26 protein-coding genes are annotated in these 24511 nt (G+C 69.2%); 21 read left to right on the forward strand and 5 right to left on the reverse strand.

Translation table 11 applies throughout. The features are described 5' to 3' along the window. Window positions 1-120 precede the first annotated feature (120 nt). Entirely contained in the window at window positions 121-909 is a 789-nt protein-coding gene (locus tag JNUCC0626_RS35800; protein ID WP_394615147.1) for a DUF4349 domain-containing protein, read from the forward strand. Window positions 910-1319: 410 nt separating this feature from the next. Beyond that, entirely contained in the window at window positions 1320-2885 is a 1566-nt protein-coding gene (locus JNUCC0626_RS35805) for an AMP-binding protein (RefSeq protein WP_394615148.1), read from the forward strand. Here JNUCC0626_RS35805 and JNUCC0626_RS35810 read toward each other — a convergent pair. Continuing rightward, window positions 2863-3507 carry a TetR/AcrR family transcriptional regulator gene (locus JNUCC0626_RS35810; protein WP_394615149.1) on the reverse strand — a complete coding sequence of 215 codons (645 nt, stop codon included), beginning with the start codon at window positions 3505-3507 and terminating at the stop codon, window positions 2863-2865. The genes JNUCC0626_RS35805 and JNUCC0626_RS35810 overlap by 23 nt on opposite strands. A gap of 59 nt (window positions 3508-3566) precedes the next feature. Between JNUCC0626_RS35810 and JNUCC0626_RS35815 the strand changes: the two genes are divergently transcribed. From JNUCC0626_RS35815 to JNUCC0626_RS35880, 14 genes are all read left to right on the forward strand, one after another. Then, window positions 3567-4010 (forward strand): VOC family protein, encoded by a 444-nt coding sequence (locus tag JNUCC0626_RS35815; RefSeq protein WP_394615150.1) that lies wholly within the window; start codon window positions 3567-3569, stop codon window positions 4008-4010. A gap of 5 nt (window positions 4011-4015) precedes the next feature. Next, the gene (locus tag JNUCC0626_RS35820; protein WP_394615151.1) at window positions 4016-4762 is read left to right on the forward strand and encodes a phosphoglyceromutase; all 747 of its coding nucleotides are present in this window, start codon (window positions 4016-4018) and stop codon (window positions 4760-4762) included. Between the two features lie 287 nt (window positions 4763-5049). After that, a complete protein-coding gene (locus JNUCC0626_RS35825; RefSeq protein WP_394615152.1) occupies window positions 5050-6222 on the forward strand; it encodes a sensor histidine kinase in 1173 nt (390 codons plus the stop codon). Then, a complete protein-coding gene (locus JNUCC0626_RS35830; protein WP_109629061.1) occupies window positions 6219-6899 on the forward strand; it encodes a response regulator transcription factor in 681 nt (226 codons plus the stop codon). The genes JNUCC0626_RS35825 and JNUCC0626_RS35830 overlap by 4 nt, the downstream gene beginning before the upstream one ends. Window positions 6900-6926: 27 nt before the next feature. Beyond that, window positions 6927-7907 (forward strand): hypothetical protein, encoded by a 981-nt coding sequence (locus JNUCC0626_RS35835; protein ID WP_394615153.1) that lies wholly within the window; start codon window positions 6927-6929, stop codon window positions 7905-7907. Beyond that, entirely contained in the window at window positions 7907-9262 is a 1356-nt protein-coding gene (locus JNUCC0626_RS35840; protein ID WP_394615154.1) for a hypothetical protein, read from the forward strand. The genes JNUCC0626_RS35835 and JNUCC0626_RS35840 overlap by 1 nt, the downstream gene beginning before the upstream one ends. Then, window positions 9259-10083, forward strand: coding sequence for a sugar phosphate isomerase/epimerase family protein (locus JNUCC0626_RS35845; protein WP_394615155.1), 825 nt, complete (start codon window positions 9259-9261; stop codon window positions 10081-10083). The genes JNUCC0626_RS35840 and JNUCC0626_RS35845 overlap by 4 nt, the downstream gene beginning before the upstream one ends. A gap of 461 nt (window positions 10084-10544) precedes the next feature. Beyond that, on the forward strand, window positions 10545-11441 hold the full coding sequence (locus JNUCC0626_RS35850) for a proline dehydrogenase family protein (RefSeq protein ID WP_394615156.1): 897 nt from the start codon (window positions 10545-10547) through the stop codon (window positions 11439-11441). Continuing rightward, on the forward strand, window positions 11438-12220 hold the full coding sequence (locus tag JNUCC0626_RS35855; RefSeq protein WP_394615157.1) for a thioesterase family protein: 783 nt from the start codon (window positions 11438-11440) through the stop codon (window positions 12218-12220). Before JNUCC0626_RS35850 ends, JNUCC0626_RS35855 begins: the two co-directional genes overlap by 4 nt. Window positions 12221-12230: 10 nt before the next feature. Continuing rightward, complete coding sequence (gene proC, locus JNUCC0626_RS35860) at window positions 12231-13040, forward strand: pyrroline-5-carboxylate reductase (protein WP_394615158.1); 810 nt, start codon at window positions 12231-12233, stop codon at window positions 13038-13040. Window positions 13041-13189: 149 nt separating this feature from the next. Then, entirely contained in the window at window positions 13190-13402 is a 213-nt protein-coding gene (locus JNUCC0626_RS35865) for a helix-turn-helix domain-containing protein (protein WP_030477960.1), read from the forward strand. A gap of 120 nt (window positions 13403-13522) precedes the next feature. Further along, complete coding sequence (locus JNUCC0626_RS35870; protein WP_015105422.1) at window positions 13523-13624, forward strand: 30S ribosomal protein bS22; 102 nt, start codon at window positions 13523-13525, stop codon at window positions 13622-13624. Window positions 13625-13899: 275 nt separating this feature from the next. Next, complete coding sequence (locus JNUCC0626_RS35875) at window positions 13900-14937, forward strand: NAD-dependent epimerase/dehydratase family protein (RefSeq protein WP_382441658.1); 1038 nt, start codon at window positions 13900-13902, stop codon at window positions 14935-14937. Between the two features lie 16 nt (window positions 14938-14953). Further along, a complete protein-coding gene (locus JNUCC0626_RS35880) occupies window positions 14954-15913 on the forward strand; it encodes a lysophospholipid acyltransferase family protein (protein ID WP_394615159.1) in 960 nt (319 codons plus the stop codon). On the opposite strand, the gene JNUCC0626_RS35885 is transcribed toward JNUCC0626_RS35880, so the two are convergent. Then, window positions 15882-17018: an isocitrate lyase/PEP mutase family protein gene (locus JNUCC0626_RS35885; protein WP_394615160.1), complete on the reverse strand. Its 1137-nt coding sequence runs from the start codon at window positions 17016-17018 to the stop codon at window positions 15882-15884. The genes JNUCC0626_RS35880 and JNUCC0626_RS35885 overlap by 32 nt on opposite strands. A gap of 204 nt (window positions 17019-17222) precedes the next feature. Between JNUCC0626_RS35885 and JNUCC0626_RS35890 the strand changes: the two genes are divergently transcribed. Beyond that, window positions 17223-17909: an ArsR/SmtB family transcription factor gene (locus JNUCC0626_RS35890; RefSeq protein ID WP_394615161.1), complete on the forward strand. Its 687-nt coding sequence runs from the start codon at window positions 17223-17225 to the stop codon at window positions 17907-17909. A 3-nt stretch (window positions 17910-17912) separates the two neighbouring features. On the opposite strand, the gene JNUCC0626_RS35895 is transcribed toward JNUCC0626_RS35890, so the two are convergent. Next, window positions 17913-18806: an HAD family hydrolase gene (locus JNUCC0626_RS35895; protein ID WP_394615162.1), complete on the reverse strand. Its 894-nt coding sequence runs from the start codon at window positions 18804-18806 to the stop codon at window positions 17913-17915. Between the two features lie 161 nt (window positions 18807-18967). Between JNUCC0626_RS35895 and JNUCC0626_RS35900 the strand changes: the two genes are divergently transcribed. Further along, a complete protein-coding gene (locus JNUCC0626_RS35900; RefSeq protein ID WP_394622178.1) occupies window positions 18968-20053 on the forward strand; it encodes a ThiF family adenylyltransferase in 1086 nt (361 codons plus the stop codon). Beyond that, window positions 20050-20622: a GNAT family N-acetyltransferase gene (locus tag JNUCC0626_RS35905; protein WP_394615163.1), complete on the forward strand. Its 573-nt coding sequence runs from the start codon at window positions 20050-20052 to the stop codon at window positions 20620-20622. Before JNUCC0626_RS35900 ends, JNUCC0626_RS35905 begins: the two co-directional genes overlap by 4 nt. Here JNUCC0626_RS35905 and JNUCC0626_RS35910 read toward each other — a convergent pair. Then, window positions 20609-21598: a DUF5667 domain-containing protein gene (locus tag JNUCC0626_RS35910; RefSeq protein ID WP_394615164.1), complete on the reverse strand. Its 990-nt coding sequence runs from the start codon at window positions 21596-21598 to the stop codon at window positions 20609-20611. The genes JNUCC0626_RS35905 and JNUCC0626_RS35910 overlap by 14 nt on opposite strands. A gap of 138 nt (window positions 21599-21736) precedes the next feature. Further along, window positions 21737-22312, reverse strand: a complete 576-nt coding sequence (locus tag JNUCC0626_RS35915; protein WP_285645541.1) for a sigma-70 family RNA polymerase sigma factor — start codon at window positions 22310-22312, stop codon at window positions 21737-21739. Between the two features lie 211 nt (window positions 22313-22523). Here JNUCC0626_RS35915 and JNUCC0626_RS35920 point away from each other — a divergent pair, with 211 nt between their 5' ends. Further along, a complete protein-coding gene (locus JNUCC0626_RS35920) occupies window positions 22524-23999 on the forward strand; it encodes an AMP-binding protein (protein ID WP_394615165.1) in 1476 nt (491 codons plus the stop codon). Between the two features lie 5 nt (window positions 24000-24004). Further along, on the forward strand, window positions 24005-24241 hold the full coding sequence (locus JNUCC0626_RS35925) for a glutaredoxin family protein (protein WP_394615166.1): 237 nt from the start codon (window positions 24005-24007) through the stop codon (window positions 24239-24241). Window positions 24242-24511: the final 270 nt, after the last annotated feature.

The raw sequence follows: 24511 nt of genomic DNA on the forward strand, positions 1-24511 counted from the left end.
GGCAACCTCTCGGTTCCCTCACCACGTCCGACTGGCATGCGTAGACCAGTGCTGTGGGTGGGAGTCGCGTTGCTGGCCCTGGTTTCGACGGGGTGTGGCAGCAGCAATTCGGGTGGGGGCATGTCGGCGAAGGACGCCGCCGCGCCTCCGCAGGCGGAGCGGAACGTCGCGCCGCAGCAGAAGCCGGGCCAGGAGCCCGCGCAGGAGAACGCCGGGCAGGCCGTGCAGCCGGTGCAGGACCAGGAGCGTCAGCTGGTCCGCACGGCCACCGTCGACCTGCGCAGCGACGACGTGCTGAAGGCGATCGGCGAGGTCAAGAGCCGGGCGACGGCGGTCGGCGGGTTCGCGGGGCAGGAGAACTCGACCAAGAAGTCGGGGTCCGTGACCGTGCGGGTGCCGTCGGCCGAGCTGGACCGGGTCGTGCGGGACCTCGCGAGCGTCGGGGAGGTCACCCGCAGCGAGGTGCGCAGCGAGGACGTCACCGACCAGCTGGTCGACACCGAGTCGCGGATGGCGACCGCCAGGGCCAGCGTGGAACGGCTGCGGGTGCTGTTCGAGCGAGCCGGGTCGACGACCGAGATCGCGCAGGTCGAGGCCGAGCTGACCAAGCGGCAGGCCGACCTCGAGTCGTTGCAGCGGCGGGCCGAGTCGCTCAAGGGCAAGGTCGCGATGGCGACGCTGACGGTGCAGGTGGCGACCGTGCCGATCGCGCCGCCGGAGCCGGAGAAGGCCGGGTTCCTGAGCGCGCTGTCGGGCGGCTGGAACGCGCTGCTGACCGTCCTGAACGGGATCTTGATCGCCTTCGGCGCCCTGCTGCCGTTCCTGGTGGCCCTGGCGTTGCCCACGGCGGCGGTGATCTACCTGCTGCGGCGACGTCGTCGCGTCACTCGAATGAACGAAGCAGCGTGATCAAGTTCTACTGAGAGTTGCCTTTGATGATGCGCGGAACGGCTCGGGAGAGAGGGGGAGTCGCTTCGAGCCGTCCCGCGTCAAAGGTCCCCGCTGCAGGGGATTCGCGGACGGGGGGAGCCTACGAATCCCAGGCGGGACACGCGATTCGACGGGGGATGACGAATCGCGCAAGGTGCCTCGCGCTCGTCGAGTAAGCGTGGGAGCCGACTCGCGGAGGCGGTATCAACTTCTCAGATACATCCTTGCGATCACAAGTGCTTGTATTACTCCATTCGAGTGTATTTAGCCGCGCAAAGTAACGTATCCGTAGCGATCGAGCGGTCCTTGACCTGCTCAGTGGGCTGGATCACGATGAGCCCACAGGCAGGGTGTACAGCGATGTACAGCGATGTGAATGAGGTCGCCGCATGGTCTTTCGCAGTCCGTATCCCGACGTCGAGATCCCCGATGTGTCGCTGCACCAGCTGTTGTTCGGCGACATCGCCGACCGGGTGGACCGGGTTGCGCTGATCGACGGCATGTCCGGCGCCACGCTCACGTACGGCCAGTTGGCGGCGGCGATCGACCGGATGGCGGCAGCGCTCGCCGCGCGAGGTATCGGCAAAGGTGATGTCGTCGGCATCCTCAGCCCGAACACGCCGTACTACGCCGTCGTCTTCCACGGCATCCTGCGCGCGGGCGCCACGGCGACCACGATCAACGCGCTCTACACGCCCGACGAGGTCGCGCACCAGTTGCACGACGCGGGCGCCAAGATGCTCTTCACCGTCTCCGTGCTGCTCCCGAACGCCGCACCGGGCGCCGCGAAGGCGGGCGTGACCGACGTCGTCGTGCTGGACGGCGCCGAGGGCTACCCGTCTTTGCCGGAGCTGCTGAACAACGCGCACCCGGTGCCCGAGGTGGAGATCAATCCGGCCGAGGACCTGGCCGTGCTGCCGTACTCGTCCGGCACCACCGCCCTGCCCAAGGGCGTCATGCTCACGCACCGCAACCTGGTCGCGAACCTCGTGCAGTGCGGGCCGATCCTGTCGGACGTCGGCGCCCACACCCGGATCCTCGCCGTGCTGCCGTTCTTCCACATTTACGGCATGCAGGTCCTCATGAACAACGGCCTGTACATCGGCGGTGTCGTCGTGACGCTGCCGAAGTTCGAGCTGCCGGAGTTCCTGCGCGTGATCGCCGAGCACAAGACCGACCGCGTCTACATCGCGCCGCCGGTCGCCGTCGCCCTCGCGAAGCACCCGATCGTCGACAACTACGACCTGTCGCCGCTGCACACCCTCTTCTCGGGCGCCGCGCCCCTGGACGAGGACCTCGCCGCCGCGGTTCGCAAGCGCATCGGCTGCCGGGTCGTCCAGGGCTACGGCATGACGGAGATGTCGCCGGTCTCGCACGCCATCCCGGACGGCCGCGACGACATCTCGGTCGGCACCGTCGGCGTGATCATCCCCAACCTCGAGTGCCGCCTGGTCGACCCGGCCACCGGCGAGGACGTGGGCGTGGGCGAGCGCGGCGAACTCTGGTGCAAGGGCCCGAACATCATGAAGGGCTACCTGAACAACGCCGAGGCCACCGCCGCCACCATCGACGACGACGGCTGGCTGCACACCGGCGACGTGGCCGTGATCGACGCGGACGGCATCGTCTCGATCGTCGACCGCGTCAAGGAGCTCATCAAGTACAAGGGCTACCAGGTGCCGCCGGCCGAGCTCGAGGCCGTGCTGCTGACGCACGAGGAGATCGCCGACGCGGCGGTCATCGGCGTGCGCGACGCGGACGGCGAGGAGGTGCCGAAGGCGTTCGTGGTGCGCCAGCCCGGTTCCTCTGTGGACGGTGCCGCCGTGATGGCGTTCGTGGCGTCACATGTCGCGCCGCACAAGAAGGTTCGCGTCGTGGAGTTCATCGAGGCGATCCCGAAGTCGGCGGCGGGCAAGATCCTGCGCAAGGACCTCAGGGCGCGCGAACAGGCCTGAGCAGGGAAGCTTCGAGGGTGCTGGCCAGCCAGTCGCGGTAGCGATCGGCTGGCCAGTCCAGCACCTGGTGCACGTGCGGCGAACACATCGTCACCAGCACGTCCGCCACCGCCACCACGTCGAACTCCGCTCGCACCTCCCCGGTCGCCACCAACGCCTCCGCGACCGCCAGGCAGTTGGCCCGCATCGCCCGCTCGCCCTCGTCCGAGATCCGCCGCATGTCGGCATCGGCCCCGGCGGACTCGATCCCGGCCATGATCAACGCTCCGGCGCGCTCCTGCACGATCCCGTTGCGCCGCACCAGTTCCGCGATCAGCCCGGACGCGGCCGGCATCGCGAGCACCTCGGTGAACTCGGGCCGGTCCCGCATCGCCACGGGCTCCTCGTCGCCCGCGATCGCCACGTTCAACGCGTCCTGGAAGAGCTCCACCTTGTTCCGGTAGTGCGTGTAGACCGTCCGCTCGGACACCCCGGCCTCCGCGGCGATCGCCTTCATCGACGTGGCCACGAACCCGTTCCGCACGAACAGCCGGTGCCCGGCCGACCGCACCAGCACGCGCGTCTGGGCGGCAGCCCGCTCCCGCAGGGGAGAGCTGTACGAACGCTTGACTTCCTCACTCATCGAGCGCAGCCTACCAACATTGGTTACACAACGACTGCAACCAACTGGAGGAATCCGCGATGGCGCAGCTCAGAGGCATCAGAGGCGTGAAGATCCCGGTGACCGACCTGGCCAGGAGCATCGACTGGTACGGCCAGGTCTTCGGGTTCGCGCCCGAGTGGGAGTTCGAGGACGCGGACGGCGTCGTCCGGGGCGTCGCGGGCTACGTGAGCGGCGGCGCGGCGGGCCTCAGCCTGCGGCTCAACCCCGAGAAGGCCGAGGCGCTGAAAGGCTTCGACCCGGTCAACTGGGCCGTCGCGACCAGGCAGGACCTGAACGACTGGATCACGCACCTGGACGGCCTGAACATCCCGCACTCGCCCGAGATCGAGGCGAGCATCGGGTGGCTGCTGGTCTTCAACGACCCGGACGATCTGGAGATCCACCTGTACACCGACGAATCCCATGGCGTGGATCACGGTGACCTGCCGGGGTACGGCCGGAGGGTCGGCATGGCAGGCTAGCCGCCATGTCTGTCGGAACCTTGGTGCTGCTCCGCCACGGCGAGAGCACGTGGAACGCGGAGAACCTGTTCACCGGCTGGGTGGACGTTCCCCTGTCGGAGAAGGGCGAGAAGGAGGCCCGCCGCGGCGGCTTGCTCCTCAAAGAAGCCGGTGTGCTGCCGGAGATCCTGCACACGAGCCTCATGCGCCGGGCCATCATGACCGCCAACCTGGCGCTCGACGCCGCCGACCGGCACTGGATCCCGGTCAAGCGCGACTGGCGTCTCAACGAACGCCACTACGGCGCGTTGCAGGGCAAGAACAAGAAGCAGACGCTCGAGGAGTTCGGCGAGGAGCAGTTCATGCTCTGGCGCCGGTCCTACGACACCCCGCCGCCGCCCATCGCGCCCGGCAGCGAGTTCAGCCAGGACACCGACCCGCGCTACGCCGGTCTCGGGCCCGACCTGCCGCTGACCGAGTGCCTGCTCGACGTCGTGAAGCGGATGATCCCGTACTGGGAGTCCGACATCGTGCCGGACCTGCGGAGCGGCAAGACGGTGCTCGTGGCCGCGCACGGCAACTCGCTGCGCGCGCTCGTGAAGCACCTCGACGGCATCTCGGACGAGGCCATCGCGGGGCTCAACATCCCCACCGGCATCCCGCTGCGCTACGACCTCGACGAGGACCTGAAGCCGCTCAAGCCGGGTGGCGAATACCTCGACCCCGACGCCGCGAAGGACGCCATCGCGGCCGTCGCGAACCAGGGTCGCTGATTTTCTGCCGCGCCTCCGGCGCGGCGGCGAGTTCGCCTCGAAGTCGGCCGTCCGGCCGACTCGCGCACGCCGAAATTGGGCTCCGCCGAATTTCGGCGTGCGCGGGTGGCCGGACGACCGACGCGAACTCGCGACTCGGTCGAGCCCTGTTTCAGGCTCTTCCATCACGGTTGGGTGAACGGGGCCTGACCAGGTTCGGAACAACGGTCCTCTGAGGTGTCGCGGGCGTCACGGTTCACGCTCTCGTACTAGGCCAGGACACCTCTGAGCTGCTTACCATTCGCTTCGTGACCACAACGGGTTACCTCGCTGTGTCGATCGGCCTCGCGCTCATCGGCGTGATGGCCGCTTTCTTCATCGGCCGGTTCACCGCCCCCAGGCAACCGAAGAAGCCGGAAGGCTTGACGGTCGCCGAACTGATCCAGCAGATCATTCACGACTCCCACGACGGCATCGTGGTGCTGAACCACTTCGGCGACGTCGTGCTGCACAACCCCCGCGCCGAAGAGCTCGGGATCGTCCGCAACAACCGCGTGGACGACCGGGCGCGCAAGGCCGCGGAGGGCGTCCGCAACAGCAACGAGGTCGTCTACGTCGACCTCTCGCCGCTCGAGGGCTACCGCACCGGCCGCCAGCCGGAGGCCGTGCACGCCGAGGTGCGGTTGCTGATCGAGAACTTCACCGTGGTCGACGCGACCGACGAGTCCGAGGCCGTGCGGCTGGAGAAGACCCGGCGCGACTTCGTGGCGAACGTCAGCCACGAGCTCAAGACCCCGGTCGGCGCGCTGGCGCTGCTCGCGGAGGCCGTGCTGGACGCGAGCGACGACCAGGACGAGGTCCGCCGGTTCAGCGCGAAGATCATGCAGGAGGCGACCCGCCTCGGCGCGCTCGTCACCGAGCTGATCGCGCTCTCACGGCTGCAGGGCGCGGAGAAGCTGCCGGAGCTGGCCGACACCGAGATCGACGTCGTGATCAACGAGGCGCTGTCGCGGTCCAAGCTCGCCGCCGAGTCGGTCAACATCACGATCACCACCGACGAGCCGAGCGGGTTCGTCGTGCCCGGCGACCGGTCGTTGCTGGTCACGGCGCTGACGAACCTCCTGGACAACGCTGTCGCCTACTCGCCGCCGGGCAGCCCGGTGAGCGTCAGCCGGCGGCTGGTGGACGGGCACGTCGAGATCGCCGTGACCGACCGCGGCATCGGCATCGCCGAGGACCAGCAGATCCGAGTCTTCGAGCGGTTCTACCGCGTCGACAAGGCCCGCTCGCGCGCGACCGGAGGCACCGGTCTCGGCCTCGCGATCGTCAAGCACGTCGCCGCCAACCACGGCGGTGAGGTGAAGCTGTGGAGCCTGCCAGGAACGGGCTCCACCTTCACGCTGCGGCTCCCCGCCGCGGCGACCGAACCCAACCCGACCCTCGTCCCCACCGGCGCGGGTGACACTGGAGGAGAGCTGTGACCAGGGTGCTCATCGTGGAGGACGAGGAGTCCTTCGCCGATCCGCTCGCCTTCCTGCTGCGCAAGGAAGGGTTCACCGCGGCGCTCGCGGCCACCGGCCAGGAGGCGCTCGAGGAGTTCGACCGCAACGGCGCCGACATCGTGCTGCTCGACCTGATGCTGCCCGGCATGAGCGGCACGGACGTGTGCAAGCAGCTGCGCCAGCGCTCCGCCGTCCCCGTGATCATGGTGACGGCCCGCGACAGCGAGATCGACAAGGTCGTGGGGCTCGAACTGGGCGCCGACGACTACGTCACCAAGCCCTACTCGGCCCGCGAGCTCATCGCCCGCATCCGCGCGGTGCTGCGCCGCGGCGGCGAGTCCGAGGACCTGCTGCCGCAGATCCTGGAGGCCGGTCCGGTGCGGATGGACGTGGAACGCCACGTCGTCACCGTCAGCGGCCAGGACATCAGCCTGCCGCTCAAGGAGTTCGACCTCCTCGAGTACCTGCTGCGCAACGTCGGCAGGGTGCTCACCCGCGGTCAGCTGATCGACCGGGTGTGGGGAGCGGACTACGTCGGCGACACGAAAACGCTGGACGTGCACGTCAAGCGGCTGCGTTCGAAGATCGAACCCGACCCGTCGGCACCGCGTCACCTGGTGACCGTGAGGGGTCTGGGTTACAAGTTCGAGTCCTGACGGACACGACCAGGTACCGTTTCCGGCGTGCGCCTGGGCGTTCTCGACGTGGGTTCCAACACCGTCCACCTACTGGTGGTGGACGCGCATCGTGGTGCCCACCCAATCCCGATGACGTCGGAGAAGACGATCCTGCGTCTCGCCGAGCAGCTGAACGACAAGGGTCAGCTCACCAAGGCGGGGGCTGACCAGCTGGTTCGTGCCGTCGCCGCCGCCAAGGCGTCGGCCAAGCGGTCCGGCTGCGACGACCTGATGGCGTTCGCGACCTCGGCGGTGCGCGAGGCGGGCAACTCCGCCGAGGTGCTCGACCGGGTGCGCGCCGAGACCGGGGTCGATCTCAAGGTCCTGTCCGGCGAGGACGAGGCGAAGTACACCTTCCTCGCGGTCCGCCGCTGGTACGGCTGGTCCGCGGGCAAGTTGCTCTCCCTCGACATCGGTGGCGGCTCGCTGGAGCTCGCCATCGGCCGTGACGAGAACCCGGACCTGGCCTTCTCCGTGCCGCTCGGCGCGGGCAGGCTCACCAGGACGAGGTTCAAGAAGGACCCACCCAGGCGCTCCGAGGTCCGCGAGACCACCGAATGGCTCGCCGATCAGCTCGCGCCCGTGGCGCGGAAGCTGAAACGCGCGGGTGAACCCGATCGAGTGGTTGCGACCTCAAAAACTTTCCGAACGCTGGCGCGGCTCACCGGGGCCGCGCCATCGTCTGCCGGGCCCAGGGCACGACGCGTGCTCACCGACGCGGGCCTGCGGCAGCTGATCGCGTTCATTTCCCGGATGTCGGCCCATGACCTCGCGGAGCTGGAAGGCGTGAGCACGTCTCGCGCCCATCAGCTCGTCGCGGGCGCATTGGTCGCGGAGGCCACAATGCGAGCCCTGTCACTCACCCAGCTGGAGATTTGCCCCTGGGCACTCCGGGAAGGTGTCATCCTCCGACGGCTGGACCACACTGACGGGACGGACCAGAGCGATACTGGACGGACTGGCCAGACCGGGGCACGGTGGAGTTGATGAGTCGAGAGAGCGGATCGGACCAGACGCAGCGCACAGTCGCTGAGCTGCTCGCCCAGTACGGGGGCAGCGCAGAGAGTGCGCCACGTCGGCGACGCCGCCGGGCGGCTGACGAAGAGGACGACGTCCAGCAGCCGGAGACCGCGCCCCAGACGATCATCGAGCGGGTCCTGTCCGACAGCGGCCGGCTGTTGGCGATCCGCGACGACGACGTGGCACCGCAGCCCGGCCGTCGCGCTGCCCCCGAACCTCCCTCGGCACCGCCCCCCGCGGCCGCCGAGCGCACGGCGTACCAGCCGAAACCGCAGGTAGCGCCGAAGCCTCAGCAGCCGTTGCCGCAACCGCCTCAGCCGTCGCAGCAGATGCCGGTGCCCGCGCCGCCGCCGCTGGTCCGCAGACCCCCGAAGCAGGCGCCGCCCGCCGCGCCCGCGCCGCCGCCCGCTGCCGCCGAGCAGACCCGGCAGGTGCCTCAGGTCCGCGACCAGCCGTCGCGCTCCGACATGCCTCGGCCCGAGGCCCGCCCGGAGGCCCGCCCGGAGGTGGCGCGCCCCGAGCCCTCCCGCTCGGACCTGCCGCGCCCGGAGGCGCCCGGCAGGCTGGAAGCGCGCCTCGACCAGGCGACCTCGACGCCCGCCGCCGCGCGCACCAGCATCGTCCGCCCGCCGAAGCCCGGCCAGCCGTCGGTGTCCATGCCGATCCCCGGCCAGCCGCCGCGCGAGGCGATGACCGAGCAGCTCCCGCGCATCCCGGCCAAGGCGCCGGTGGACAAGATCGCCGCACTCGAAACCGAGTCCGTGCTGATCGTGCCGCCGGCCCCGCCGAAGCTGCCGGAACCGCTGCCCGGCAACCAGCCCGACGCCTGGTTCGGCGACGACGACCCGAACGCGCACACCGACCTGTCGATGCCGCCGATGGAGTCGACCGCGGCGCACCCCGGCCCGTACGTGGACGACGACTCCCAGGAGTACGAGGTCTACCGCGCCGAGGACGACTACCTCGCCGACAACGACGAGGAAGAAGACGACGACGAGGGCCCCGCAGGCCTCGACGACGCCGCGGAGGCCGAGGACGAGGAACCGGCGGAGCAGCGCTCGGCCGGCAAGGAATGGCTGATCATGATCGGCCAACTCGCCGTCGGCGTCCTCGGCGGCGCGGCGCTGTGGCTGGCGTTCAACTACCTCTGGCGCTCGGTACCCGCCGCCGCGCTCGTCGTGGCGCTCGCGGTCACCGTGGGTCTGGTGCTGCTCGTGCGCAAGATCCGTCGCGCGGACGACCTGCAGACCACCGTCCTGGCTGTCCTCGTGGGCCTCATCGTCACCGTGTCACCAGCGGCGATGCTGCTGGTGAAGAGTTGACGGCCCGCATCCCGGTCGGGCTTTCCACGGCATCGGTCTACCCGCAGCCCGCCGGGGCGGCGTTCGAGATCGCGTCCGACCTGGGGTACGACGGGGTCGAGCTGATGGTGTGGGCCGATCCGGTGTCGCAGGACATCCGCGCCGTCGACCGGTTGTCCGTTCGGACCGGGATGCCGGTGCTGGCGGTGCACGCGCCTTGTTTGCTGATCTCGCAGCGGGTGTGGTCGCCGGATCCGGGTGAGCGGTTGCGCCGTGCCGTTGCGGCTGCTGGGGATCTTGGGGCGCCTACCGTCGTGTTGCACCCGCCGTTTCGGTGGCAGCGGAAGTACGCGGACGGGTTCGCCGAGCTGGTTGCCTCTTTGGAGGATTCCAGCGGGGTTGCCATTGCTGTGGAGAACATGTTCCCGGTGAAGCGGCCGCTCGGGCGGGGGCGCTCGGTGGAGATGAACGCCTTCAAGCCTTCGGTGGATCCGACTGATGTCGGGCATCGGAACTACACGTTGGACTTGTCCCATTCTGCTGCTGCGCACATGGATGCGTTGGAGTTGGCCAAGCGGATGGGGGACGGGCTTCGGCACGTTCACCTGGCTGATGGGTCCGGGGCGCCCAAGGACGAGCACATGGTGCCTGGGCGTGGGGATCAGCCCTGTGCTGAGCTTTGCGAGATGTTGGCCCGTGGGGGGTTTGACGGGCAGGTGGTGTTGGAGGTCAACACTCGGCGGGCTGGGACTCCGGCGGTTCGGCGGGAGATGTTGGCTGAGTCGTTGTTGTTCGCTCGGTTGCATTTGGATTGGGACGTGGACTCCGGTTCCCGGGGCTAGTTCGGGGCTAGTTCGGGGCTAGTTCGCGGGTCGTGACGAAGAGCGGGGTTGCGATTGGGGCTTGACCTTGAGCCTCTAGCTGGATGCATTCGCGGCCTTCAAAAGCCGGAGTGAAAGCGCCCCGGCCGGACCGGACAGGTTGGCATCCAGCCCCTCAAGGTCAAGCCCCAATCGCCATGAACGGCGGACCCGGTTCCCAACGTGGTAGCAGCCCGTTCGGGCTCGCCTTCGGCTTCGCCACGCCAGGATTCGTAGGTGGGCGGCTTACGTCTTCGGCTGTCCGGTTGGCACCTCGCGCCGGGCCAAGACGGTGGTCGCCTTGCGTTGGCGAGTGCGGTTGCGTGCGTGCCTGGCCAAGACAGTGGTTGCCTTGCGCTCGGCCTGTGCTGCCTTGTGGCTTGGCAAGTGTTGGCAAGGGTCGTTCGGCACTGTTGCGGCTTGGCCGGGTTAGGGTTCGTGGTGTGAACCCGCTGCGAGCGTTGATCATGGCCGCGTCTCGCAACGAGACGGTCCGCCAGTTGGTGGCCAGTGCGCCCATCAGCCGCGATGTCGTCAAGCGGTTCGTCGCGGGGGAGAGCACCGAGGACGCCGTCGCGGTGGTGCGCGGGCTCGGGCTACCGGTCACGCTGGATTATTTGGGTGAGGACACGACCGACAAGGCTCAGGCCGAGAAGACCGTTCAGGCGTACCTCGAGTTGCTTGATGCGTTGCACGCTGCCGGATTGGCCAAGGACGCGGAAGTCAGCGTCAAGTTGTCGGCGGTCGGGCAGACGTTGGACGAGGCCCTTGCCCTGACGAATGCCTCGCGGATCTGTGCTGCCGCCGAGCAGTGCGGGACGACTGTGACGTTGGACATGGAGGACCACACCACCACGGACTCCACGTTGCGGGTGCTGGCCGAGTTGCGGCGGTCGTGGCCTTGGGTTGGTGCGGTGTTGCAGACGTACCTGCATCGGACGTTGGACGACTGCAGGCTGCTCGCGGGGGTCGGGAGTCGGGTGCGGTTGGTCAAAGGGGCCTATGCGGAGCCGCCTGACGTGGCGATTCAGGACCCGCACGAGGTGGACCTCAACTACGTGCGGTGTGCGAACGTGCTGCTTGCCGGGGAGGGGTATCCGATGTTCGCCACGCACGATCCGCGGCTCATCGAAATCATTGGCGAGCGGGCCCGTTGGTATGACAAAACTGACTTCGAGTACCAGATGCTCTACGGCATCCGGACCGAGGAGCAGAGGCGCCTCGGCACTCGCGTTTATGTTCCTTACGGTGAGCAGTGGTACGGATATCTCATGCGGCGACTAGCAGAACGGCCTGCCAACGTGACCTTCTTCCTGCGGTCGCTGGCCAGCCGCTCATGACCTTCTCGAAGTCCAGTGCGGTGCGGTCGCTCGGTGACGGAACCTTCACCGCGTCCCTGCCCGCCGAGTGGACCGTGGGGCCCAAGCCTCACGGTGGGTTCCTCCTCGCGGTGATGACCCGGGCTGCCGCTGCGGTGGCCGAGGGCGATCCGTTGGCCGTGTCGGCCCAGTTCCTGCGTGCGCCCGAAGTCGGGCCCGTGCTGGTGCGGACCGATGTGCGGAAGGCCGGGCGGACCGCGACGGTGATCAACGTGTTGCTGGAGCAGCGCGGGCAGGTGTGCGTCGAGGCCTCGGTGACAACGGGGCGGATACCCGAGCACCGGGCCGACTACGTGAACCTCCCGGCGATGCCCGCGTCGCCTCCGCCCAACGCGGTGGAGCTGGCCACGTTCCCAACAGGTGGGAGCTACAAGGTCGGTGCTCTGTGCGATCTCCGGGTGGATCGGGAGTCCGCGAGCTTCCTCGATCGGCGGACCGACGGGCCGTTGACGTTGAAGCTGTGGGCCCGGCCGACGGACGAGCAGCCCGACCCGTACTTCGCGTTGCTGGCGGGCGATCTGTCCATGCCGGTGACGTTCAACCTGGGGCGTTTTGGCTGGTCGCCGACGGTGCAGCTGACGGCGCTGCTGAGGGCGCGGCCGGCGCCGGGGTGGTTGCGGATCCACGTGACCTGCCAGGCCGTGCACGGGCAGTGGTTCGACGAGGACGCGACGGTCATCGACGCCGCCGGACGGCTGGTGTGTCAGGCACGGCAGTTGGCGTTGACGCCCGCTGTGTGAGACTTGACCGATGACGAAGATCGCGGTGCTCGGCGCGGGCAAGATCGGTGAAGCGCTCCTGTCCGGGCTCTTGCAGGGTGGTCGTCCGGCCTCGGATCTGCTGTTCACGGAGAAGCACGAGTCACGGGCTCGCGCGCTCACGGAGCAGTACGGGTTCGAGGCCGTCACGGTTGCCGGGGCGGCGGCCAAGGCCGACGTGCTCGTGGTGGCGGTCAAGCCGCAGGACATCGAGCCGTTGCTGACCGAACTCGCGCCGGTGCTGCGGGCCGGGACGTTGATCGTGTCGTTGTGCGCCGGGTTGCCGACGGCGCTGTACGAGCGCCGGCTGCCCGAGGGCACGCCCGTCGTGCGGGTCATGCCGAACACGCCGATGGTCGTCGGCGAGGCCATGAGTGCCGTGTCGGGCGGGTCCAACGCCACCGCCGAGCACCTGAAGACGGTCGAGGAGTTGCTGTCGACCGTCGGCAAGGTCGCGGTGGTGCCGGAGTCGCAGCAGGACGCGGTGACGGCGTTGTCCGGGTCCGGACCCGCCTACTTCTTCTTCCTGGTCGAGGCGATGATCGACGCCGGCATCCTGCTCGGCATCCCGCGCGACCTGGCCTCGCAGCTGATCATCCAGTCGGCCGTGGGGGCCGCCACGATGCTCAACGAGGGCTCGAACCACCCCGTGATCCTGCGCGAGGCCGTGACGTCGCCCGCCGGCACGACCATCATGGCGATCCGCGAGCTGGAGAAGCACGGAGTTCGCGCGGCACTTCTCGCGGCGATCGAGAGCGCGCGTGACCGGTCCGTTGAGCTGGGCAAGCAGCACGAGGACTGAGCCGATCGAGACGCCAAGTGAGGGAACGTCCCCACTTTGGCCGTCGCAGGAGTCACACCAGTCCCGCTACTCTCAGGGCAGCACGTGCGTGTCGATCCGTCGGTGGGGAAGACCGGCGGCACGACACGTGTCGAAGGATGCGGTGATTTATGCCTGCGAAGGAGAACGAACGAACAGGTCTCGCTCAGGTGCAGTTCCTGACCGTGGCCGAAGTGGCCTCGATGATGCGGGTCTCCAAGATGACCGTGTACCGCCTGGTGCACTCCGGCGAGCTCCCCGCGGTGCGGGTCGGCAAGTCGTTCCGGGTACCGGAAAAAGCGGTGCACGCCTACTTGGAGAACGCGTACTTCGACGCTGGCTGAAGGCTGGCGAACCCCGTCGGGTAGCCTGGTAGGCCGATCGTGCTTACCGGCGCGCCGTGCTTGACACGGCCAAGGCTGGGGCGCGCCAGTCAAAGCAACGTCTAGAGCTAAGGAACCCGCATGGGCTCGGTCATCAAGAAGCGCCGCAAGCGCATGTCGAAGAAGAAGCACCGCAAGCTGCTGCGCAAGACCAGGGTCCAGCGCAGGAAGCGCGGCAAGTAAGCCCGCATGCGCTCTGCCGCCGTCGGTCTCCTCTCGCAGGAGACCGGCGGCGGTTGCGTTTTTTCCAGGACCGGAACCTGTTCGGGTGCTTGCGCCGACACGGAATATCACTCCGTGAGACAGCGTGGCACAACCACGGGAACGGGGGCCGCCGTTCGGGTGATTAGCCCGTAAAGCCTGCGTGACCTGCGTCAAGACGGCGTTCCGGCCCCCTCCGGTTTCACATCTGGTCTGTAGCATCGACCAATCGCAGAGCCCTTCGTGCTTGGAGTCGCATGACGCCCAAGGTCGTCCTCGTCACCGGAGTCAGCCGCTTCCTCGGCGGCCACCTCGCCGCGCGCTTCGCCGCGAACCCGGACATCGAGCGCGTGCTCGGTGTGGACACCGAGCCGCCGCCACGCGATCTGCTGCGCCGCATGGGCCGCGCCGAGTTCGTGCGGGCCGACATCCGCAACCCGCTGATCAGCAAGGTCATCTCCACCGCGAACGTCGACACGGTCGTGCACGCGTCCGTCACCGCGAGCCCGGCCGGGCCCACCGGCCGCACGGTGATGAAGGAGATGAACGTCATCGGCACCATGCAGCTGCTGGCCGCGTGCCAGAAGTCGCCCAAGGTGCAGAAGCTCGTCGTGAAGTCCACCAGCGCCGTCTACGGGTCGAGCAGCCGCGACCCGGCGGTGTTCACCGAGGACATGGGCCCCAAGGACCTGCCGTCGTCCGGCTACGCCAAGGACGCCGTCGAGGTCGAGGGCTACGTGCGCGGGTTCGGCCGCCGCAGGCCGGACGTCAACGTCACGACGTTGCGCTTCACCAACTTCATCGGCCCGCGCATCGACACGGTGCTGACGCGCTACTTCGCCCTACCGGTCGTGCCCACCGTCCTGGGCTACGACGCTCGTGTGCAGCTGCTGCACTCCGAGGACGCCCTGGCGGTCCTGGAACGCGCGACGCTGCACGACCTGCCCGGTGTGTACAACGTGGGCGGCGACGGCGTGCTGCTGCTGTCGCAGGCCATTCGGCGGGCGGGCAGGCTGAACCTGCCGGTGCCCAGCATGGCCGTGCCCACCGTCGGAGGCTTCTTCCGGAGCGCCCGGCTCGTCGACTTCTCGCCCGACCAGATGAGGTTCCTCAACTGGGGGCGCGTGGTCGACACCACCCTGCTGCGCAAGGAGTTCGGGTTCACGCCGCGGTGGACCACCCAGCAGGCGTTCGACGACTACGTGAACGGCCGAGGCCTGAAGCCGCTCATCGACCCGGAGACGGTCGGTGCCGCAGAGCGGACCATTCTCGAAGCGGCCGCACGTTTCCGCTGATCTTTGCTATGAGGAGATGAACGCAGTGGCAGGAGCACGCGTTATCCCGCTGCACGACCCGGAACGCGACGCCGCGCGCAGATCGCGCCACGTCGAGGTCGTTCCCGAGCCGGAGCAGCAGCAGTCCGGGACACCGGACTGGGAACGCAGGCTGACCGACCTGCTGGCGTTCGCGCGCAGGCGGATCGCCGGCGACTACCGGATCGACGAGTTCGGGTTCGACCAGGACCTCACCGAGAACGTGCTGATGCCGCCGCTGAAGCCGTTGTACGAGAAGTGGTTCCGCGTCGAGACGATCGGCCTGAACAACATCCCGATGGCGGGCGGCGCGCTGATCGTCGCGAACCACTCCGGCACCGTGCCGCTCGACGCCCTGATGACGGCGTACGGCATCGCGTCCGAGCACCCGGCGCACCGGCCGTTGCGCGGCCTCGGGGCAGACCTGGTGTTCCGCACGCCGCTGCTCGGAGCGTTGGCGCGCAAGGGCGGCCAGACGCTCGCCTGCAACGCCGACGCCGAGCGCCTGCTGTCGTCCGGCGAACTCGTCGGCGTGTGGCCGGAGGGCTTCAAGGGCATCGGCAAGCCGTTCAAGGACCGCTACAAGCTGCAGCGCTTCGGCCGCGGCGGCTTCGTGTCGGCGGCCCTGAAGACCGGCGTGCCGATCATCCCGGTGTCGATCGTGGGCGCCGAGGAGATCTACCCGATGATCGGCGACATCAAGGCGCTGGCCCGCCTGCTGGGCTTCCCGTACTTCCCGGTGACACCGTTCTTCCCGCTGTTCGGCCCGCTCGGCGCCATCCCGCTGCCCTCGAAGTGGTACATCGAGTTCGGCGAGCCGATCCGCACCGACGTCTTCGGCGAGAACGCGGCCGACGACCCGATGCTCGTCTTCAACCTCACCGACCAGGTGCGCGAGACGATCCAGCAGACCCTCTACCGCCTGCTCACCCAGCGTCGGAACGTGTTCCTCGGCTGACCATCTCCTGGACCTCCTCGTAGCCGAACGCTCTCGGGGTGCCGCCGTCGCGCACGGCTTCGGCGGCCTCGACGGTGTGCTTGAGGGCTGCCCTGAACAGCAACGACCCGGTGCTGATCCGCTTCACGCCCAGGTCTCCGAGCTCCTTCGGGGTGCGCTGCTGCGCGAGGACGTTGAGCGGGGCGATCTTCGCCAGCTCCTCGATCTCGCGCGGCTCGGTCAGCCCTGCCACGAAGATCCCGTCCGCGCCGGCGTCGACGTACCGGCGGGCGCGGTCCGCGGTCTCCTCGTGCGCTTTGCCCAGCCAGTGGGTGTCGATGCGGGCGTTGAGGAAGACGTTCGGCGCGCTTCCCTTGACGGCCGCGATCAGCTCCGCCTGCTCCTGCGGGGTGGCGAGACCGTGCGGGCGGCCGTCTTCGAGGTTCACGCCCGCGACGCCGAGGTCCTGGACGATCTCGGCGACCTCCTGGGGTGGCTTGCCGAACCCGGACTCCAGGTCGGCGGTCACGGGAAAGGGCAGGTCAGCGAGCATCCGTGCCAGCGCGACGGCCTGATCGCCCGCCAGGCCTGCGCCGTCCGGGATGCCGTGCGCCGCCGCCACGCCGAGGCTCGTCGTGCCGACCGCGCGGAACCCCGCCGCGTGCAGCGCCACGGCCGAGGCGAAGTCCCAGGCGTTGGGCAGGACCAGCGGACCGTCCTGGTGGTGCAGGGCCCGGAACGCCGTGTTCTTCGCGATCCGCGTGCCCAGGGCTCTGCCCGGACAGGCGTGCGGCCCGTGGCCGAACGGGTGATCTTCGAGGCTGACCACGATGCCCCCGGCCCGGCGGGTGACCGGCACGGGCGGCGCCGGGTCACCGGTCAGCAGTCGCTCGGCGAGGGCGTGGGTGGCCGCCCAGGCCTGGACCAGCACCCCGATCCTGGCTGCCCGTTCCTCGTCGTGGCCGGCGGCCAGGCGCTCCTCGGCCGCGTCCGCCTCGGCCGTGACCGGCTCGGCGGTGATCGCGAGTTGTCCACAGGCTTCCGGCTCGCTGAACTGCGGCGATCCGACTTCGGCTAGCCTGTGGACAACGCGGGAACCAAAACCGAGGATCGCGCGTTGCGTCATGAGGAATCGCGCGGGGAGCGGCACGCCTGCGGTCGTGATCGTGGCTGTTGCCGAGCTTGACCACGGCCGGCCCCAGCCAGACCACCCGCGTCCCCTGGCAGCACCGGCAACGGCAACGGCATCGGCAACAGCAGCTCTTCGCTCATGCCCGCCGACGCTAGGGCCGGAACGCTTCGGCGCCGGCCGAAGTGTCCCGGCCGCAGAATGGGCGTCGTGGAAGCACTCGCCCAGGTCGCCTCACTGCTCGCGGACTCGACCCGTGCCGCGATCTGCGGCGCCCTGCTGGACGGACGCGCCTGGACGGCCCGGGAACTGGCCCAGCACGCCGGAGTGGCCGCCTCGACCGTCAGCGAGCACCTCACCCGGCTTGTCGAGGGTGGGCTGCTGGTGGAGCACCGGCAGGGACGGCACCGGTACGTGGCGCTGGCCGGTCCGCACGTGGCGGAGTTGCTGGAGACGATGGCCGCGTTCGCCGGGCCGCGGGTGGCGCCGCGGGGGTTGCGGGCGGCCGCGGTGTCGGAGGCGATGGCGCGCGGGCGGACCTGCTACGACCACCTGGCCGGGAGGCTGGGGATCGCGCTCAGGACCGGATTGGTGGATCTCGGGGTCGTGAACGCCGAACTGGCGATCAGTGAACCGGGGATGGTCTGGTTCAAGGAGCTCGGCTTCGAGCCGGGCAAGCGCGTGCTCAGCCGCGCCTGCCTCGACTGGACCGAGCGCGTCCCCCACCTCGCGGGAGCCGCAGGCGCGTTCCTGTGCGAGGCGTTCTTCGAGCGTGGCTGGATCCGCAGGATCGGCACCAGCCGAGCCGTGCTGCTCACCGAGACCGGCGAGCAGGGGTGGCGCGATCTCGGACTGGTGAACAGGGCTGACGTGACCGCGGGCTGCTGAGCGCTACTTGACCCGACGCCGGTACGCCATCGTCGCCGCCACCGCACCCGCCAGCGCCCCGGCACCCAGAATCGACGGCACGCCGATCTTCGCGGCCTTGCGGCCGGTCCGGAAGTCGCGGATCTCCCAGTCCTTGCGGCGGGCCACGTCACGCAGTTGCGAGTCCGGGTTCACGGCCACCGCGGTCCCGACCACGGACAGCATCGGCACGTCGTTGGACGAGTCCGAGTAGGCGGTGCAGCGGCGCAGGTCGAGGCCCTCCTTGGCGGCGAGGGAGCGCACGGCCTGGGCCTTGGCCTTGCCGTGCAGCAGGTCGCCGACGAGGCGGCCGGTGTAGATGCCGTCCTCGGACTCCGAGACCGTGCCCAGCGCGCCGGTGAGGCCCAGGCGGCGGGCGATGATCTGGGCCAGTTCGACGGGGGTCGCGGTGACGAGCCACACGCGTTGGCCTGCGTCGAGGTGCATCTGGGCGAGGGCCTGGGTGCCCTTCCAGATGCGGTCGGCCATCAGTTCGTCGTAGATCTCCTCGCCCAGCGAGACGAGTTCGGCGACGCTGCGGCCCGCGACGAAGGACAGGGCCTGTTCGCGCGAGGCCTTGACCGACTCCGGGTCCTCGCGGCCGCCCACGCGGAACTTCATCTGCTGCCAGACGAAGCCCGCCAGGTCGGACGACGAGAAGTACTTGCGCGCGGCCAGGCCGCGGGCGAAGTGGAAGATCGACGCGCCCATCATCATCGTGTTGTCCACGTCGAAGAAGGCCGCGGCGGTCAGGTCTGGGGGGACCGACAGCGACGCTTCGAGCTCCGGCGCCATCGCGGCGGCCTGGATCGCCGCCTCTGCCGATGCCTCGCCGGCCAGCTCGGCCAGCCGGTCGCTCTCCACGTCACGCTTGCCCATGTCCCAAGCGTAGCGATCAGGTCGTCAAACCCGCTCGGACCTGGTCGAGAACGCGTGGTGTGCGTTTGGTCCCATATCAGTAGTTACTTGGAGTGTTCACAAAGGCACGGTGTGTTGTACTCCGTTCGGCGTACCGAAGATGATCTACTGGCGCCGTGAACATGATCATCTCCGCATTACCCGAGCTCGCCGAGACCTGCGACGTCACGTCGTGGCGGCCGGAGCTCCTCGATGCGGCCCAGCTGCCGGACCTGTTCGCGAACTGCCAGGTCACGGCCGTGCACGACCGCATCGACGACCAGTTGGAAGAACTGATCTCCGCCCGCGAACCCGGACGGGTCCGCACTCCCGGCGAATGGGCAGCGGCCAAGGCCGAGGTGCTCGGCGGGCGGCAGCAGGTCGATTACGGAACGTGGGCGTTCTATCCCTGGATCGGGCGGTTGGTGCACGTGCTGCCCCGCGACGAGTTCCGGTTCGTCCGCACCGACCGCAACCGGAACAAGATCACGCGCGAGGAGCAGACGGCCATGCTCGGCAAGCGGGTCGCGGTGGTCGGGTTGTCCGTCGGCAACAGCGCCGCCCTCACCGCCGCGATGGAGGGCGTCGGCGGTGCCTTCCGGCTCGCCGACTTCGACCGGCTCGGCCTCTCCAACCTCAACCGCCTGCGCACCGGCGTCCACGACCTCGGCGTCGAGAAGACCGTGCTCTGCGCGCGGCAGCTGTTCGAACTCGACCCCTACCTGGACGTCGAGATCTGGCGGGCCGGCCTCACCGGCGAGAACCTCGACGGCTTCCTCGACGGCGCGGACCTGGTCGTGGAGGAGTGCGACACCGCCTGGGTCAAGATCGCCATCAGGGAGCAGGCCAGGCACCGCGGCATCCCGGTGCTGATGGACACCAACGACCGGGGCCTGCTCGACGTCGAGCGGTTCGACCTCGAACCCGACCGCCCGTTGCTGCACGGCCGCATCGGCGATGTCACGGCCAACGAAGTAGCGGGCCTCGACCGCGCGGAGATGGTGGCCCTCATGGTCCAGATGGTCGACGGCACCCGGATCAGCCCGGCGCTCACGCAGGCCATGACCGAGATCGGCCGCACGTTGAGCAGCTGGCCGCAGCTCGCCTCCGGCACGATGCTCGGCGGCGCACTCGTCACCGACGCCGCCCGCCGCGTCCTGCTCGGCAAGCCCCTGCCCTCCGGTCGCTACTACGTCGACCTCGAGACAATCGTCGGCGGTGCGACATGACCGTGCTCATCGGCCCGAACGTCCGCCTGCGTCCCCTCGACGACGGCGACCTGCCCGTCTACCAGCGCATCTACTGCAGTCCGGTGCTGACCCGCTACCTCGGCGTGGACCGGATGACCCCGCAGAAGGCCATCGCCTCGTTCTACACCCCGACCCCGCGCAAACTCGTCTTCGCCATCACGTCGCACGACGACGACCGGATGGAAGGCATGATCGGCCTGCTGCTGGAGGAGTACGGCAGCAACGCCATGTGCACCGGCCTGGTGATCCTGCCCGGCTCACCACTGAAGGGCTGCGGCGCCGAAGCGGGCAGGCTCCTGTTCGCGCACGCGTTCGGTCCGCTCGGCATCCACCGCGTGTGGGCGGGCCACCGCGCCGACCACGGCCTGATGAGCGGTGTCATGACCGAAGCAGGCCTCGAACCCGAGGCGACCCTGCGCGAGCTGTTCCACACGCAGGGCCGCTGGCACGACGTCACGACCTACTCGGCCGTCGCCGGCCGCTGGCGCGACCAGGCCTCCCCGCTGGAACTCGCCATCGCGGAGGGTGCCGTGCTCAGCCGAAGCTGATCCCCGGCAACAACGGCAGCGAGATGCTCGGCAACGGCAGGGGCAGCGGAATCGTGATTCCCGGCTTCGACGACGCGGGCGGTGTGGTCGTGCCCGGCTTCGAGGCCGGGGCCGACGACGAACCCGGCGCCAACGACTGGGTCGGCTGCACCGAAGGCTGTGCCGAACCCGACTGCGCGGGCAGGCCCGACGGGGTCGGCACGACCGTGGACGGCCTGCTCGGCGACGAACTCGGGTCGGTGACGACCGACGCGCACTCGTCCTTCGCCGGCAACGGGCCGAGCGTGTCGGACAAACCACTGGTCACGGCGTTGCAGCTGGCGCGGGCCGCCAGGTCGTGTGCGCGCTGGGCGATGCTCGCGAGCAGCCACATCGTCGTGTCCGCGTGGGCGCGGGCGTCGTCGGGCAGGCGGGTGCGCAGGGTGCCGAGCTTCACGTACTGCGCCAGCGCCCACTCGTTGAGCGCGGGCAGTGCCGTCTTGTCCGACGACGTGGCGTAGGTGGTCAGCTGGCGGGAACCCTCGACCGCGTCCGCGTCCAGGTCGGCCAGCGCCGTGAGCTGGGCGGACGAGTCCGCGGCGCGGTCGGCCAGCGTCTCCATCTCGGTGACCCTGGACGTGGCGAACTCCAGGTGCTTGTAGGCCCGGTCCTCCTCGTCGAAGGTCAGGCCCAGCGAAGCGCTCTCGGTCGTGCGCTTGATGCCGTAGAGCGGGTCTCCCGGGAGCGCGTCACGGCTGAGCAGCACGCTCATGCCGGCGAGTGACAACAACAAGCACAGGACCGCGGCTGCCGCGACTGCTACTCGTGCGCGCGCTCCCACCCGTCTTACCGACGAGAGCACCAATGGCTTCTCAGGTGGGGGCGCGGTGAGGACGCGCTGTTTCATCCGTTCGCGCGCCTCGGCGTCCGGGCCGACGTCCATCCGCCGGAGGAGTTCGACGATCGCGAGGTCCTCAGCGAGGTCGTCGTTGCCCACCGGCTGTGGGCCGCCTTCAACGGCACGAGCGAATCGCTCGTGCTCCGTCTGCCGCCACCGCGGTGTTCTTCCCTTGCCGTCCATCTCAGCCCGAGTAACGAAGTTGATCTGCTTTGGGTTACGCCCCTGCGATCGCGATCACCGCAACCAGGACGGGAGGATCTGTGCGAGCCGCCGGACGGCCCGGTGTTGCAGTGCCTTCACGGCGCCCTCGTTGCGGTCCATGATCTGCGCGACCTCGGACACCGACTTGCCTTCGATGAACCTCAGCACGATGCAGTCGCGCTGATCGTCACCCAACTGGGAAACGCACCGGAGCAGCTCCGCGTTGGTCGCCTCGGTCATGACCTCCTGCTCGGGTCCGCTCGTCTCCTCGCGGTTGTCCTGCAGCTCGGCGGTCGTGACCTCCAACCGGTAGCGGCTCGACTTCACGTGGTCGAACACGATGTTGCGGGCGATCGTGACGAACCACGCCCCGACGTCGCGGCCCTGGTAGCTGACCGATCCGATGCTGCGCAGAGCCCGCAGGAACGTCTCACTGGTCACGTCCTCGGCGAACGCGCGATCGCCGCCCACCCGGAAGAGGACATAGCGGAACACCATGTCGACGTACTGGTCGTACAGCACTCCGAACGCCTGGGTGTCACCCTCTTGGGCGGCCTTGACGAGCTGCCACGGCTCGTCGGCGGCGTTGTCGTGCTGACCCCCCGTCATGGTTCGGGTGGTCCTGATCGTGTTCGGTCGTGCCCGCGCGGTCATCGGCTCGCGGCACCTCCACAGAGTCGCCGTGGCGGCAGCATACGTGTTGTTACTCCGTAGTAGGTAGCGGATGAGGTTGTGAAGTGAAGACGCGCGAACCGCCGCTTCATGACGCCCGTCACGCGTGGAAGACTGCCCCAAGCGTCCAGTTGTTCATGAGGAGGCCATGTTGACGTCCGCTCGCAATGTTTCAGACCTTGTCCGTGCTTCGGCGCAGCGGGGACCCGGCCACGTCGCCTTGGTCGACGTAGCGAGCGGTAAGAGCCTCACGTGGGAAACCATCGACGGTGCGACCGATGCTTTCGCCCGCCGTTTGGCCGATTCCGGACTGGAACCGGGCGACCGAGTGGCGGTACGGCTGCCCACGAGCCCCGAGTTCGTGGTCGCCGTGTTCGGAATTCTCCGCGCAGGCGGAGTCGTGGTGCCCACCGGCCCCGGCAACCCGCCGCGCGAACTCCAGCGCATCCTCGCCGACTCGGGTGCCACGTTGCTCGTCGGCGACGGCGAGGGCTCCGACGCCACCGTGATCGACGTTCCGGACGTGCAGGCCTCGGCCGAGCCGTTCGAGGCCGTCCGCGGCGGCGAGGACCTGGCCGTCCTTGGCTACACCTCGGGCACCTCCGGCGTGCCGCGCGGCGCGATGCTGTCCCACCGCGCGCTCCTCGCGAACGTCACCCAGTGCGCCTCGCTGCGCCCCGCACCCGTCACGGCGGGCGACCGCGTGCTGCTCGCGCTGCCGCTGTTCCACGTCTACGGCCTCGGCCCTGGCCTGCTGCAGGTCGCGGGCGCCGGCGCCACCGCGATCCTGCTCGAGCGCTTCGAGCCGTCCAACGCCCTCGACGTCATCGAGGAGCACCGCGTCACCACGATGGTCGGCGTGCCGCCCATGTACCGGGCGATCCTGGCCCACCCGGTCGAACTCCTCCGCGAGAAGCTCGCCACCGTCCGCCTGTTCACCTCCGGCGCGGCCCCGCTGCCCGCGGGCGTCATCGCGGAGATGAAGGGCGCCATCGGCATCCCGATCTACGAGGGCTACGGCCTGACCGAGACGGGCCCGGTGCTCACGTCCACCCTGGTCGGCGGCACCCCTAAGCCCGGCTCCGTGGGCCAGGCCCTGCCCGGCGTCGAGATCCGCCTGGTCGACACCGACGGCTCCGTCCTCGACATCGACGAGGACGAACCCGGCACCGGCCTGGTGTCCGCGAAGGGCGACAACCTCTTCAGCGGCTACTGGCCCGACGGCGCGCACGGCCCGGACTCGTCCGGCTGGTTCCGCACCGGCGACGTCGGCTTCATCGACGCCGACGGCGACCTGCACCTCGTCGACCGCGCGGGCGACCTGATCATCGTGAACGGCTTCAACGTCTACCCGCACGAGGTCGAGCAGGTCGTCGGCGAGCTGCCCGAGGTCCTCGAAGCCGCCGCGGTGGGCGTCGCGGACGAGAAGACCGGCGAGTCGGTGAAGGTCGTCCTGGTCCTGCGCGACGGCCAGGACCTCACGGTCGACCAGGTCGTGGCCCACTGCGCGGCCAGGCTCGCCAAGTTCAAGGTGCCGACGGTGGTCGAGTTCGCCCCGGCCCTGCCGCACTCGCCGACCGGCAAGCTCGCCCGCGCGGTGCTCCGCAGGCCTTTGGGAGCATGACGGGCATGACCCACCACGTGACGTTGATGAGCCGGGTGTCGTGCCACTCCTGCGAGGAGGCCGCCGTCGAGATCGAGCGGATCTGCGCGGAGCTGGGCGCCACCTGGTCCGTCGAGGACGTCGACTCCGACCCGGAGCTGCGCGCGGAGTACGGCGACCGGGTGCCGGTGTTCCTGGTCGACGGGGCGGAGCACGGCTATTGGAAGGTGGAGGAGGACCGCCTGCGGGCGGCCCTCGCCTGACCGGCTGAGCCGGCGAGGTCGAAGGCGGGCAACCCTTCTGCCCAACGCGATGGCGAAGCCGAGGCGTCTCTCCTCGAACCTCTGTGCAAGCGGTGTGGTGACGTGCCTGCCCAACTCAGCCACGTACGCGTGGGATTGGGGCTTGACTTTGGGTGCGAGGTGCTACCACTCGTGGCTCGGCCGGGCGCTTTCAGCCCGGCCTTTCCGGTCCGACCAGCGCCTCGCAAGGGCCCCGAAGTCAAGCCCCAATCCCTATCGACGCGCCAGCGG

This window comes from Lentzea sp. JNUCC 0626 (genome assembly GCF_043632865.1).
Taxonomy (GTDB): Bacteria; Actinomycetota; Actinomycetes; order Mycobacteriales; family Pseudonocardiaceae; genus Lentzea.